Raw genomic sequence first — 14,552 nt, 5'->3', positions numbered from 1 at the left:
GATGAAGTCCCTACTCCTATCAGACAAAGGTATAAAAACAGAGAAACCCTGCCATCCGAGGACACGGTGAAAAAGTTGAAAAAAACGTTATAAATGGCTTGACAAAAGGAAGCGGGGGGGGGGGGGGGGGGTATAATAAGTTTGTATAGGTAATTTTAGGACCTAATCATTTGCAAATAAGGAGAAAACTTTTGATGAAAAAGAAAACAATCGTGGGTAGTCTGACCCTAGCTTCTGCCTTGGCAGCAACAGCCCTAGCTCCGAATGTCTCGGCTGCGGAGAACCAGTCTGAGGCTGCACCGACGACTGAAGAAGTCAATAAGACAGTCACGCTTACAGAAGTCAACGAAGCAAAGGATAATCTGGATCAGGCCGAAGACAAGGTCAAGGAGCAAGAAGACATCGTAGCAGAAGCTAAAAAAACTGACCAGGAGGCAGACCAAGCGCTGACCGATGCCGATACGACTCTGAAAGAGTTAAAAAGCTTAAAAAAGCAAGCGACGCCAGAGAACATTCAGGAACAGACTGACAAGGTCAAGGAAACCAAACAGAAAATTGAAAATCTGAATGGTGACATCCAAGCAGCAGAAAGCGACGTCACCAAGGCTGAGGAAGAGCTAAAAGCTCAGCAACAAGCTGAAGAGGATGCTCAAAAAGCCCTAGACAGTGCAGGAGAAGACGTCACTAAGGCTGAGGAAGCTGTAGAAAAAGTAAAGAAAGCCTTAGAACCGAGCAAACTTCAAGAGGAGCTTGAAGCTGCTAAAACTAAGGTCAAAGACTTAGAAAGCCAGCTTGCGCAAGCGAAAAAAGAGCTCGAAACAGCTAAACAAACAGCCGAAGATAATGCCCAAGCGGTCACAGATGCTCAGACCTTGGTTGATGATTTGACTGATCAGCTCAAAGATGCCGAGAAAGATGTCAAAACAGCCAAAGATACTGTCCAGAAAGCACGTGAAGAAGTTGAAAAACTTGCAGGCACGACAGCAGAGCCTGCAAGAATCGTACTTTCAGCTGCCTATATAGAAAACCTGAAAAAAGTAAGTGCACTACCTACTGGTCGAGTAACATCGGATGAAGGTAAGAAGATTGTAGATATTCAAAACGCTCTCTATAATGCTGCTAAAACTAATAAACCTGCCTACCTCACAGCACCTGACACAACTCGTTACGATGTTAATAATTTGCCACAGAAAGTTCGAGAAGAGCTTTCACTATTTGCCAATGATTTGATTAACGACATCCGTAAGCAGATAGGTACCTACGATGCGAATCCATCGGTTGTGACAGCTTCATCAGTAGCGATGGCCAATCGTGTGGCAAAACTTAACATTTCGAATAAATCTAAGCACGATGCTCATGATCTTGAAGTGTTGTCACAAGTAACAAAGGAATTTGGTTTTGGTATTTCTGGCGGAATAGATCAATCCTCTGATTTAACAATTGGTGAGAACTTGTATCTTCCAGGTGTCCCGCTTACTCAAATCAGTTTAACAGAGGCTAAGTCCTTAATTTACGATGCTATTGCCTTTTTCTTGTTCCAAGATGCAAATAAAGACAATCTAAAGAAAAACAATGATTTTGGACATGCTTTGTCAATCACAGGTCTTCAAAGAATCGAATTTACATATAATAATGTGCCTAGCTATGTACATGAGCCGTCTAAACAGTATTTAGGGATTGATTTTGCTACTTACACTGATGTAGAAGGTAAAACTGGTACTAAGGTATTCTTCAATGATGGTAAAGAAATTTATCATGGAGGAACTAGAGCTTTTGATAAAACACCTCTTAGCCCAACCCCAGCTCCAGAAAGTCCAGAGTTGAAGCAAGCGCGTGAAGACTTGAAAAAAGCTTTGGAAGAGCAGACAAAAGCTACAGACAAGTTGACTGAGTTGACCAAACAATTAACCGACGCAACTAAGGATCGTGACCAGAAGCAAAACCGTCTAAATCCAGTTCCAGAAGCTGAGGACAAGGTAACGGACATCGAGTCTCAGTTAGGGACAGCTGAGACTGAGCGCGACAATGTTCAACAAGCTATTGACGAGGCTAAAAAAGGCGAAGCCCAATTGAAGAAAGACCTTCAAAATGCAGAAGACGATCTGGAAGATAAACAGAAAATCCATGACCAAAAACAAACCGATTTGGACACGGCTATCACAGACCGTCAAAACCTTGAAACAGACTTAAAAGCTAAAGAGGAAATACGAGATCAGTTGCTCAAAGAGCGTAGACTGACTCAGGACGAGTTGAAAACGCTGGAAGACACTCTGGACAAACTCCAAAATATTGATCAATTGATCACGGATGCTGAACAGAAACTTGAGGATGCTAAAGAGAACAAGTTAACGACAGCTTCAACCCTAAAAGACGCTGAGGAAAAACTTCAAGATTTAAACACGGAACGCGACCGTCTGGAAGGCATTTACCTAAGCCTTTTGAACCGCTACAATGCTCAACGACCAAAACCAGGTAGTGGCGGTTCATTGATTAGTGGCAAGGTTGAAATCTTGAATCTGTCATCACCACAAGATAGCGCAAGTGGCGACTTTAGCTACAGACCGTCGCTCACAGGCCTATCAACAGCAGCTGGTGCTTCAAGCCAGACAAGAACCTCAAGAGCAAGCCTCCCAAATACAGGAAGCCAGTCATCAATGACAGCAGTGCTCCTAGGCTTGGCGTTAAGCCTCTTGTCCCTTGGCCTTTACAAGAAAAAAGAGACCGAAATCTAATGTAAAAGAGGTCGATTTTTTCCCAAAGTCGTTGAAGCAGGCAAACATGTCGATTCTCAACGCTCCACAAGCGAATGCGTGTCCTTTTCGAGTGAGAAAGGGGCGAGGCATTCGCTTTTTAAGCACATTTTGTTTACCGTGCTTTTTATGGTATAATTTGCTTATATCAGTGTTGAGACTAAGGCTTTAAACCTGTCAATCCTCAGCCACTCGTGGGCAAACAAGATTAAGACCGCTTCACTAGAAAGAAGGAATCCTTATGAAACAAACCCTTACCATTGACAAGATGTCTTGTGACCATTGTGTGGCGCGTGTGACAGCAAAACTCAGCCAAATAGCTGGTGTGGAAGATGTTGCTATTGATCTGGAAAAAGCACAAGCTGTGGTGACAACGCGTCAAGAACATAGCCAAGCAGACTATCAGCAAGCGCTTGATAAGACGATTTACAAGGTGATAGATCTTTCTTAGGACTTTTGCTGTTTCGTAGCTCACCACCCTTTTGGGTGTCAGATTTCTTCCGTTGTTTATTGTTCGTTTTCTTCAAAATATCAGCTTAACACATATCTGCCTATGAATACAGCCCGCCCGGCTTTTCAAGGAAATAGAAAATTTATTAACTGGTTTAGTAATGTTTTTGTTAAAAATTTCGCAAAATGCTTGTAAACGGTTGCCGAAAGTATTATAATGAATACGAAAATGAAAAATATGTCACAAGGAGGACAAAAATGAAAGCAGTCGTTGTTAATCAAGAAGGAGTTTATCCAGAAATTGCTGAGCATGAGATGCGTGCTCTTGAAGCAGGAGAAGCGCTCGTTGATATTGAATATTGCGGAGTATGCCACACAGACTTACACGTTGCACTCGGTGACTTTGGTAAAGTGCCAGGTCGTGTCCTTGGCCACGAAGGGATTGGTATTGTCCGTGAGGTAGCGCCTGATGTGACTAGCCTCAAGCCGGGTGACCGCGTGTCTGTAGCTTGGTTCTTTGAAGGCTGTGGCCACTGTGAATACTGTACAACAGGCAATGAAACGCTTTGCCGTTCTGTTAAAAATGCTGGCTACTCTGTTGATGGTGGTATGGCTGAGCAGTGTATCGTTACAGCAGATTATGCGGTTAAGGTGCCAGAAGGTCTTGATCCTGCCCAAGCAAGCTCAATTACTTGTGCCGGTGTAACAACCTACAAAGCTATCAAGTGTGCGAAACCAACTCCAGGCCAATGGGTAGCTATCTATGGTGCTGGTGGACTTGGAAACCTTGCTGTTCAGTACGCAAAAAATGTCTTTAACTGCCATGTCGTTGCTATTGACATTAACCAAGATAAATTGGACTTGGCTCTCGAATCTGGAGCAGACTTTGTGGTGAATGGCCGTGAAGTGGAAGACGTTGCTGGTCTCATCCAAGAAAAAACAGGTGGTGTGCACATCGCTGTTGTAACAGCTGTTTCTAAAGTAGCCTTCAACCAAGCGATCGACTCTGTGCGTGCAGCAGGTAAAGTCGTTGCTGTTGGTTTGCCATCTGAAACCATGGATGTGCCAATCGTGAAGACTGTTCTTGATGGTATTGAAATCATCGGTTCTCTAGTTGGTACTCGTAAAGACTTGGAAGAAGCCTTCCAATTTGGTGCAGAAGGTAAGGTTGTCCCTGTCGTTGAGAAACGCCCTGTTGAAGATGCTGTTGCAGTCTTTGACGAAATGGCAGCAGGAACTATCCAAGGTCGTATGGTACTTGACTTTACCAAGTAATCTCCTGAGAAGAACTCGTTAAACAAAACCGCTAGGATGTGATCTTAGCGGTTTGTTTTAAAAATGGAGCCTACTTTCTAAAGAATGCCATTGGCCTATATTTCTAAAAGGAAGATGTGTCCCTCTAATATAAAAAAACTAGGATAGACGTGAATCTATTCTAGTTTTTATATTAGGTTAAGCTGGGCTGATATCATTTTCGATAATAACTTTAAGGGCGTTATTTTCACCAGCATTTTTAAAGACTTCATAAGCCTTATCAATTTCAGAGAGCTTAAAGTGGTGAGTGACCAATTGAGTCGCATCAATCTTACCGGACTTCAAGACGTTGAGGAGCATTTCAGTTGTGTTGGCATTGACCAAACCAGTTGAGAGCGTGATGTTCTGAATCCAGAGGTCTTGAAGATCAAAGGAGACAGGTTTACCGTGTACCCCAAGGTTAGAGATGTGTCCTCCGATAGAGATAATCTTTTGGCAAATATCAAAGGTTGCAGGGTAGCCAACGCATTCCATAGAAATATCAACGCCACGGCCATCGGTGATCTCAGCAACCTTGGCTTTGATTTCTTCAAGATCGCTTGAGCAGATGGTGTGGGTCGCGCCAAATTTACGTGCGGCTTCCAACCGTGATTCAGACAGGTCAATCATGATAATCTTAGATGGTGAATAGAACTGAACTGTCAAAAGCGCAGCCAAGCCGACTGGGCCAGCACCAACGATACAAACAGTATCGCCTGGTTTCACGTGGGAAGGTTGGACTCCGATTTCATAAGAGGTTGGGAAGATGTCAGACAGCATGACCAGAGCGTCATCTTCCACAGTCTTAGGCGCATGGTAGAGACTGCCATCAGCGTGCGGGATATGCACATACTCGGCTTGGGTACCGTTGATCAAGTGACCCAAAATCCAGCCACCGTCTTCACAGTGCGATGGCAATTGGCGCTTACAGTAGTAGCAAGTGTTACATGCAGTTACACAGGATACGATTACCTTGTCGCCAACCTTGAAATTGTTGACAGCGTCACCAACTTCCTCAACGATACCGATCCCTTCGTGACCTAAGATAGTTCCAGGCTTACAGGCAGGGACATCACCACCTAGGATATGAAGGTCTGTTCCACAGATAGTTGTCTTGACAATCCGCACCACAGCATCTGTTGGTTTAACAACACTCGGTTTAGGTTGTTCCATAAGTTCTAGTTGGCCAGCGGCCACATAGGTTGCAGCTTTCATCAGAAAAACTCCTTTAGCTATTATTGATAGATTGTTATTGGTTAATATTATTATACTATCTTTGAAAAGCGTTTTCAACATCTTTTTTAAAAATTTTAATAAAAAGATAAAATGAACGGTTTTGTCTTGTTAAGATTATGTCTTGAAAAAGAAGAAAATAATAAAACAAGAAAAAGAAAGCGTTTGCTAAGATTGTGAAACAAAAAAGTTTTTAACCAAGGCAGGAGAGATAATCACTGGCCATCAGCATTGTAAAATCTAGGTAAAAAAACATTGTGAAATTACTTTCAAAGTGTTTACATTTTTTTGAAAATGTAGTATAATAATATTGTGAAAAAATTAACAAACTCATCAAAAGGAGTCAAACATGAGTGATAAAGCAAAAGCAGCTGCTGTCGAAAATGTAGAGCAATCTATCGACGCTTTGGTTCAAAAAGGCTTGGTGGCCTTGGAAGAAATGCGCAAGCTCAACCAAGAGCAGGTTGACTATATTGTGGCTAAGGCCTCTGTTGCAGCCCTTGACGCCCATGGCGAGTTGGCCATGCACGCTGTTGAGGAAACCGGCCGCGGTGTCTTCGAAGACAAGGCGACTAAAAACCTCTTTGCCTGCGAACACGTTGTTAACAACATGCGCCACACTAAGACAGTTGGTATCATCGAAGAAGACGATGTGACAGGCTTGACCATGATCGCTGAGCCAGTTGGGGTTATCTGTGGTATTACACCGACAACAAACCCAACTTCTACAGCTATCTTCAAATCCTTGATTTCCCTCAAGACCCGTAACCCAATTATCTTTGCTTTTCATCCATCAGCACAAGAGTCTTCTGCTCATGCAGCGCGTATCGTTCGTGATGCAGCGATTGCTGCAGGTGCACCTGAAAACTGTGTGCAGTGGGTTGAGACACCATCGCTTGATGCGACCAATGCCCTAATGAACCACCCAGGTATTGCGACTATCCTTGCGACTGGTGGTAACGCTATGGTGCGTGCTGCCTACTCTTGCGGTAAACCTGCCCTTGGGGTTGGTGCTGGTAACGTTCCAGCTTATGTTGAAAAATCAGCTAACATCCGCCAAGCAGCTCACGACATTGTGATGTCTAAATCCTTTGACAACGGTATGGTCTGTGCCTCTGAACAAGCTGTTATCATTGACAAGGAAATTTACGATGAATTTGTTACAGAATTCAAGTCTTACCACACTTACTTTGTGAATAAAAAAGAAAAAGCACTCCTAGAAGAATTCTGCTTCGGTGCTAAAGCGGGCGGAAAGAACTGTGCAGAAGCAAAACTTAATCCAAATATCGTTGGAAAATCAGCTGTTTGGATTGCTGAGCAAGCAGGTTTCTCAGTGCCAGAAGGAACCAATATCCTTGCAGCAGAATGTAAGGAAGTGGGTGTGAAAGAGCCTCTAACACGCGAAAAACTTTCTCCAGTTATCGCTGTTCTCAAATCAGAATCACGTGAAGATGGTCTTGAAAAAGCGCGTCAAATGGTTGAGTTTGATGGCCTTGGGCACTCAGCAGCTATTCACACCGAAGACCCTGAATTAGCTAAAGAGTTCGGGACTTTGATCCGTGCGATCCGTGTTATCTGGAATTCACCATCTACCTTCGGTGGTATCGGTGACGTTTACAATGCCTTCTTGCCATCTCTGACATTGGGCTGTGGGTCATACGGTCGAAACTCTGTCGGTGATAATGTTAGTGCAGTAAACCTTTTGAATATCAAGAAAGTGGGTCGTCGGAGAAATAATATGCAATGGTTCAAAGTTCCTTCAAAAACATACTTCGAGCGTGATTCTATCCAGTATTTGCAAAAATGTCGTGATGTAGAACGTGTTATGATCGTTACAGACCATGCGATGGTTGAGCTTGGCTTCTTAGATCGTATTATCGAACAACTAGATCTTCGTCGTAACAAGGTAACTTATCAAATCTTTGCAGATGTTGAGCCAGATCCAGATATTACAACAGTTTACAAGGGTACTGAGCTGATGCGTACCTTCAAGCCAGATACCATCATTGCCCTTGGTGGCGGCTCTCCAATGGATGCAGCTAAGGTGATGTGGCTCTTCTATGAACAACCAACTGTGGACTTCCATGACCTTGTTCAAAAATTCATGGATATTCGTAAACGTGCCTTTAAGTTCCCAGAACTTGGTAAGAAAACGAAGTTTATCGCTATTCCAACCACATCTGGTACAGGTTCTGAGGTGACACCGTTTGCTGTTATCTCTGACAAGGCTAATAATCGTAAGTACCCAATCGCTGACTACTCATTGACACCAACAGTTGCCATCGTTGACCCAGCGCTTGTTCTTACTGTACCTGATTTTATCGCAGCAGATACTGGTATGGACGTCTTGACACATGCGACAGAGGCTTATGTATCAACAGTTGCCAACGACTTTACAGATGGTTTGGCTCTTCAAGCTATCAAACTGGTCTTTGAAAATCTTGAAAAATCTGTCAAAGAGGCTGACTTTGAGTCTCGTGAAAAGATGCATAACGCTTCAACTATGGCAGGTATGGCTTTCGCCAATGCTTTCCTTGGTATCTCTCACTCTATGGCTCATAAGATTGGTGCCCGCTTCCACACAGTTCACGGTCGTACCAATGCCATCCTCTTGCCGTACGTTATCCGCTACAATGGTACCCGTCCTGCTAAGACAGCAACATGGCCTAAGTACAACTACTATCGTGCTGACGAGAAATACCAAGATATTGCTAAGCTCCTTGGTTTGCCAGCGTCAACGCCTGAAGAGGCTGTTGAGTCATACGCTAAAGCGGTCTACGACCTCGGTTGCCGTCTAGGTATTCAAATGAACCTTAAAGCACAAGGCATTGAAGAAGAAGAGCTTAAGAAATATTCTCGTGAATTAGCGCTTCTTGCCTATGAAGATCAGTGTTCTCCAGCCAATCCACGTCTGCCAATGGTTGATCACATGCAAGAAATCATCGAAGACGCTTACTATGGTTATGCGGAACGCCCAGGACGTCGTAAATAATACTCTCTTTGAAAATCAAATTCTAACCTTGGAAGTCTAGATAGAATTGCTGGCTATTAGCTTCACGAAAGAATTCGCAATAGAGCGGGATTAACTTTTAGTCATAGTGCTAATGGATACGAGCCTACTAAAACTGGTGAAGACAGATGTCGCCCGATTAAGGTTTGATTTTCATCCATTAGTGACTCCAACTAGCTAGACAAAAAATCTAGCTAGTTTTTTGGGTACGACGGGCATGTCGTACATTTGAGGTGCAAGTCCTCTGTGGTCACCCGTAGAGAGTAGAGCCTGATTATCGTGAGGTAGCGGATTAAAACGGTCTGGGGAGAGACCGTTTTAAGTCTGACGTTAGAAACCATGACCGTCAGAAGAAGGGATAGCGAATCGTGTCTCTACGAACAGAAATGTGATACCAAGGTGTGTATAGAAGATGAGGAGGCTTAAAACTCTAAAGTCCAAAAAGGTAATCGTAACCTATAGGTGTAAATCATGACAGTTCGTTCACTTTTGACTGAAAAATTGTGTTTATTAAACAGACCGAGCTATCTTATCCTAAATTTATGGTAGAATAGTAAGAAAGCTTTTGAAGAGGACTTTTCATGACATTACTTTACCAATCCACGCGTGACGCAGCGAACAAGGCGACTGCCAGCCAAGCAATTTTGCAAGGGCTAGCGACAGACGGTGGTCTTTTCACGCCAACAGAACTTCCCAAAGTCAATTTGGACTTTGACAGGCTCAAAGATGCTTCTTATCAGGAAGTGGCAAAGCTGATCTTGTCAGTCTTTTTAGATGATTTTACCAGCGATGAGCTGGACCACTGTATCGCGTCAGCCTATGATCAAAAATTTGACACAGCTACGATTGCACCTCTGGTGAAAATCAGCGATAATCAGTTCAACCTAGAGCTCTTCCACGGTTCAACGATTGCCTTTAAGGATATGGCCTTGTCTATCTTGCCGCACTTGATGACAACAGCGGCTAAGAAACATGGCTTGACTAAGAAAATCGTGATTTTGACAGCCACATCAGGAGATACAGGTAAAGCTGCCATGGCTGGTTTTGCGGATGTGCCTGGTACAGAGATTATTGTTTTTTACCCTCGTGACGGTGTCAGCAAGGTTCAAGAACTGCAAATGACCACACAGACGGGCAGCAATACCCATGTCGTTGCCATCAAAGGGAACTTTGACGATGCTCAGACCAAGGTCAAGGAAATGTTCAACGACCAATTGCTTCGTAAAACATTAGCTGAGGATGGCTATCAGTTTTCTTCAGCCAACTCTATGAATATCGGGCGTTTGGTACCTCAAATTGTCTACTATGTTTACGCTTATGCCCAACTGGTCAAATCAGGTGAGGTTGCAGTCGGTGACAAGGTTAATTTCGCTGTGCCAACAGGTAACTTTGGCAATATCTTGGCCGCTTATTATGCCAAGCAAATCGGCTTACCGGTCGGAAAGTTGATCTGTGCTTCTAACGAAAACAAAGTCCTCACTGATTTCTTCAAAACGGGTGTTTATGATAAAAAACGGACCTTCAAGGTCACCTCGTCACCATCTATGGATATTTTGGTGTCGTCTAATTTGGAGCGCCTGATCTTCCATTTAGTTGGCAATTCGGCAGAAGCAACCTTGAGTTTGATGACAGCTTTGACTGAGCAAGGACAGTACACCCTAAAGGATTTCGATCGGGAGATCGCAGACCTTTTTGCGGCAGATTTTGCGACAGAAGCTGAAACTAAGGTTGAAATAAAACGTGTTTACGATGCAGCTCTTTATGTAGAAGACCCACATACAGCAGTGGCTTCAGCTGTTCACCAAAAATATATGGCTGAGACCAATGATACGACTAAGACCGTTATCGTCTCCACAGCTAGTCCTTACAAATTTCCAGTGGTTGCCGTAGAAGCCATCACAGGAGAAGAAAATCTGGAGGACTTTGCAGCCTTAGCACAGCTCCACGATTTATCTAAAGTCGCTTATCCAGCGGCTGTTGCTGGACTTGAAACAGCCCGAGTGCTTCATGATATTGTGGTTCCAGTGTCTGACATGCAAGATGCGGTTGAACGCTATCTCAATATCGCAGGCGATTAATTGAGAGCGAGCTTTTTTGCCAATCTTTTTGATCACTTATGACTATTCAAAAACAACTAACAGACATAGCCTTTCCTGTCATGGCTGAAAATGCCTTACAGGGCTTGATGACCTTGGTAGATACTTATTTGGTCTCTCAGCTAGGTCTTGCGGCCGTTTCAGGTATAGCTCTTGCGGGAAATATCTTAGCTGTCTATCAAGCGCTTTTCATAGCGATCGGAGCAGTCGTTTCAGCATCAGTAGCTAGGGCCTATACTCAAGACAAACCAGATGACCTCAGAAGTATCAGCCAGATGGCTCTGACGCTGACTTTGGTGGTCAGTGTAGGGCTTGGAATCTTGTCTGTCTTAGTAGGGCCAAGCTTACTCGCCTTTTTAGGAGCCACTGCTGAGGTAAGCCAGCGGGGCGGACTCTACTTAGCTTGGGTCGGTGGTGCTTCGCTATCGTTGGGTCTCATGGTCAGTCTAGGCGCTATGATGCGAGCCCAAGGACGAGCTAAGTGGCCAATGGTTGTTAGTTTTTTCGTCAATGGCCTCAATATAGCCTTATCCACTCTAGCGGTGTTCGTTCTTGATTGGGGTGTCGTCGGTGTTGCCTTAGGAACGGTACTGGCGCGCTTTGCTGGGGTAATGTTGCTCTGGTGGCGTCTGCCTAATCGACCTAAACAATTGCGGTTACGCATCTCAAAATCGCTGTTTCAGCAAGTCTTACCAGCAGCAGGTGAGCGTCTTATGATGCGAGCAGGAGACTTAATCGTGGTTACCTTAGTTGTCCAATTGGGCACTAAGGTGGTGGCAGGTCATGCCATCGGTGAGGCCTTGACCCAGTTTAATTACCTGCCTGCTACAAGTGTTGCGGTGGCGACAGTCATCTTATCTGCACAAGCTCATGCACAGCAGGATTACCAGTTGTTAGAGACGATTCGTCAGAAAAGCCACTGGTTAACCTATTGTCTTATGGCCCTAGTGTCGGGAACGGTTTTACTGCTCAGCCCTTGGCTGATCCGACTTTACACCCTAGATGCTCAAGCAATCTCAGCTGCTCGCCAAGTCATCTGGATGTCCTTTATTAGCTTTCCCATTGTGACTGGGACACTTAGTATGACCGCTCTTTGGCAGGGTGTCGGTCGACCTAAGTTGCCCTTTTATGCGACAACGCTGGGAATGTGGCTCATTCGTGTCGGTTTAGGTTTTCTGCTGACGCGAGTTGTTCACATCGGTTTAACCGGTGTCTTGCTAGCAACCTTGGCAGACAACCTTTTTCGAATGCTTTATTTAAACACTCTCTACCATCAAAAATTTAGGAGTACCTCTCTTGTTAAAAAATCATAAAAATCTTATTGTGACCCTTTTAGTTTCTCTAGTCGTGGTGTTAGCTGTTTTCCGTTATTGGGAAATTGCTGAAAACTTCTTAATTACTATGTGGCAGGCGACCTTGCCTTTCATTGGCGGAGCTATGGTGGCCTATGTGGTCAATATCCTCATGTCTGGTTACGAACGAGGCTACTACCATGTATTCAAAGGAGAAACGGCCCGCAAATTTTCGCGCCCCCTAACTCTCTTACTGGCCTACGCAACATTTTTAGTCTTATTGATCATCTTATTGGGAATTGTTATTCCTGAGCTGATTGATAGTATCCAAACCCTGATTGCGAGTGCTCCTCGAGCAATTCAAAACCTGATAGAGGTTGTTCAGGAAAATGAGTGGCTGAATACCCATATTAATGAGTTTTTTGGCAGCGATGCGTCAAATGGTCTAGTTGAACGGGTTAATGCCTATGCTACGGAAATTCTAAATGGTACAGGCACTTTCTTGCTAGGTCTCTTGACCTCGGTGACAGATATTTTCTCGGCTTTGCTTAATATCTTCATGGCCCTGATTTTCTCAGTCTATGTCCTTGTCAGCAAGGAAGAACTTGGCAGTCAGATTCGCCGGCTTATCAAGACCTATCTTCCTAGTTTTTACGAACCTTTTGAAAATGTTCGTAAAGTTTTTCATGAGTCTTTTCGAAACTTTTTCACTGGTCAGATGACCGAAGCTGTTATTTTGGGAGTTTTGGTCTTTCTAGGGATGACACTCTTTAAGTTTCCTTATGCGTCAACGATTGGAATCCTAGTCGGATTTACCAATATGTTTCCGATTATCGGGGCCTATATCGGTGGCATTGTTGGCATGATTCTTGTCATGACTCAGTCTTTTAGTCAGGCGCTTTGGTTCCTTGTCTTTATCGTTGTCTTACAGCAAATTGAAAGTAACCTCATCTATCCGCGCGTGGTTGGTAATTCTGTTGGTCTTCCGGGCATGTGGGTTATCGTGGCAGTCACAGTCGGAGGTGCCTTGGGCGGGATTTTTGGTATGTTGGTCTCTGTTCCTTTCTTTGCATCGCTTTATAAATTAATCCGTCAAGATGTCTTGCGCCGTGAGGCTAGGCAATTGCTGCGTCAGGAGGAAGAAGCTCTATGACAACTTTCATTTGGGATTTGGACGGTACGCTTTTGGATTCTTATGATGCGATCCTAGCTGGAATCGAGGCAGCTTATACTCATTATCAGATCCCTTTTGACCGTGACGCTATCCGTACCTATATCATGAAAGAATCTGTCCATGCCCTGTTTGAGCGAGTAGCAGCAGAAAGAGGGATTGATTATACAGCTTTTAATGCAGCGCGTGCGGAACATCTGACCATCCATAATCATCTGGTTAAGCTCTTACCAGAAGCGAGGGCTATTCTCCAATGGGCTAAGGGACAAGGGATTGAGCAGTTTGTTTACACCCACAAGGGACACAATGCGCATCGGCTTTTAGCGGATTTAGAGCTGGATCATTTCTTTACAGAGGTGATTACAGGAGATGATGGTTTCAAACGAAAACCTGATCCAGAAGCCATTGATTATCTGGTAGATAAGTACAGGTTTGACAAGGCTGATGCTTATTATATTGGCGACCGCCAGCTGGATGCTGAATGCGCTCGGAATGCTGGCATAAACAGCCTCAACCTACATGTGGAGAGCAATAGCTATAACCAGCATATCAGTAGTCTTCTAGCTATCGCGCAGCATGTCAAAAAAGGAGAACTTTAGCCATTTCTAACACATCGCTTCAACTAAAGGAACGGGCTATTAGCAAGCTATTTGGTCAAAAAAAGTAAAAAATCTGTCAAGTAACTTTACTTTACAAAAAAGATGTGTTATTATAGTTGAGTTGATGAAAATCAAAGCATTAACCAAAAAGAGGGCTTAAACAGAGAGCGCTAGTTCTGCTTATCTGTCAATGCCCTGATGATTTAATCTAATGGAGGAAATAACCAATGGCAGTACCTGCACGTCGCACATCCAAAGCGAAGAAAAACAAACGTCGCACTCACTACAAATTGACAGCTCCAACTGTGAAATTTGACGAAACAACTGGTGACTACTCACGTTCGCACCGTGTATCTTTGAAAGGATACTACAAGGGACGTAAGATCGCTAAAGCTGGCAACTAAGAGAGGGGATTCAAATGCGCGTAAACATTACACTTGAACACAAAGAATCTGGTGAACGCTTGTACCTCACTTCAAAGAACAAACGTAACACACCAGACCGTCTTCAATTGAAAAAATACTCACCAAAATTACGTAAACACGTGATTTTTACAGAGGTGAAATAAGACGACACAAATAAAGCCTATGAAATCAGCGTTTCTAGGCTTTTTATAGTGCTTGAAATGTAGTTTTGTCTGATTAGAAGATAGATTATC

11 protein-coding genes are annotated in these 14,552 nt (G+C 43.8%); 10 read left to right on the top strand and 1 reads right to left on the bottom strand.

Annotated features, from left to right (window positions below; translation table 11 throughout):
* Positions 1–194: 194 nt before the first annotated feature.
* The 3 genes from A3I5_RS0110255 (at position 195) to adhP (ending at position 4,475) form a co-directional block, all read left to right on the top strand.
* A complete protein-coding gene (locus A3I5_RS0110255) occupies positions 195–2,732 on the top strand; it encodes an SEC10/PgrA surface exclusion domain-containing protein (protein ID WP_018374518.1) in 2,538 nt (845 codons plus the stop codon).
* A gap of 259 nt (positions 2,733–2,991) precedes the next feature.
* Positions 2,992–3,201: a heavy-metal-associated domain-containing protein gene (locus A3I5_RS0110250; protein WP_018374517.1), complete on the top strand. Its 210-nt coding sequence runs from the start codon at positions 2,992–2,994 to the stop codon at positions 3,199–3,201.
* 257 nt (positions 3,202–3,458) lie between these two features.
* Positions 3,459–4,475, top strand: a complete 1,017-nt coding sequence (gene adhP / locus A3I5_RS0110245; RefSeq protein WP_018374516.1) for an alcohol dehydrogenase AdhP — start codon at positions 3,459–3,461, stop codon at positions 4,473–4,475.
* 177 nt (positions 4,476–4,652) lie between these two features.
* Here adhP and A3I5_RS0110240 read toward each other — a convergent pair whose 3' ends face one another.
* Positions 4,653–5,708, bottom strand: a complete 1,056-nt coding sequence (locus A3I5_RS0110240; protein ID WP_018374515.1) for a zinc-dependent alcohol dehydrogenase family protein — start codon at positions 5,706–5,708, stop codon at positions 4,653–4,655.
* 367 nt (positions 5,709–6,075) lie between these two features.
* Between A3I5_RS0110240 and adhE the strand changes: the two genes are divergently transcribed.
* The 7 genes from adhE (at position 6,076) to rpmG (ending at position 14,462) form a co-directional block, all read left to right on the top strand.
* Positions 6,076–8,718: a bifunctional acetaldehyde-CoA/alcohol dehydrogenase gene (adhE, locus tag A3I5_RS0110235; protein WP_018374514.1), complete on the top strand. Its 2,643-nt coding sequence runs from the start codon at positions 6,076–6,078 to the stop codon at positions 8,716–8,718.
* Positions 8,719–9,317: 599 nt separating this feature from the next.
* Positions 9,318–10,814: a threonine synthase gene (gene thrC, locus A3I5_RS0110230; RefSeq protein ID WP_018374513.1), complete on the top strand. Its 1,497-nt coding sequence runs from the start codon at positions 9,318–9,320 to the stop codon at positions 10,812–10,814.
* 38 nt (positions 10,815–10,852) lie between these two features.
* A complete protein-coding gene (locus A3I5_RS0110225; protein WP_018374512.1) occupies positions 10,853–12,145 on the top strand; it encodes an MATE family efflux transporter in 1,293 nt (430 codons plus the stop codon).
* Positions 12,129–13,277 (top strand): AI-2E family transporter, encoded by a 1,149-nt coding sequence (locus A3I5_RS0110220; RefSeq protein WP_018374511.1) that lies wholly within the window; start codon positions 12,129–12,131, stop codon positions 13,275–13,277. The genes A3I5_RS0110225 and A3I5_RS0110220 overlap by 17 nt, the downstream gene beginning before the upstream one ends.
* Positions 13,274–13,894, top strand: a complete 621-nt coding sequence (locus A3I5_RS0110215; RefSeq protein ID WP_018374510.1) for an HAD-IA family hydrolase — start codon at positions 13,274–13,276, stop codon at positions 13,892–13,894. Before A3I5_RS0110220 ends, A3I5_RS0110215 begins: the two co-directional genes overlap by 4 nt.
* A gap of 227 nt (positions 13,895–14,121) precedes the next feature.
* A complete protein-coding gene (rpmF, locus tag A3I5_RS0110210; RefSeq protein ID WP_018374509.1) occupies positions 14,122–14,298 on the top strand; it encodes a 50S ribosomal protein L32 in 177 nt (58 codons plus the stop codon).
* Between the two features lie 14 nt (positions 14,299–14,312).
* On the top strand, positions 14,313–14,462 hold the full coding sequence (gene rpmG, locus A3I5_RS0110205) for a 50S ribosomal protein L33 (RefSeq protein WP_002262412.1): 150 nt from the start codon (positions 14,313–14,315) through the stop codon (positions 14,460–14,462).
* The last annotated feature ends 90 nt before the right edge of the window (positions 14,463–14,552 follow it).

The sequence above is a fragment of the Streptococcus merionis DSM 19192 genome, from assembly GCF_000380085.1.
GTDB classification, from domain to species: domain Bacteria; phylum Bacillota; class Bacilli; order Lactobacillales; family Streptococcaceae; genus Streptococcus; species Streptococcus merionis.
This window is presented reverse-complemented; position numbering and strand designations above follow the sequence as displayed.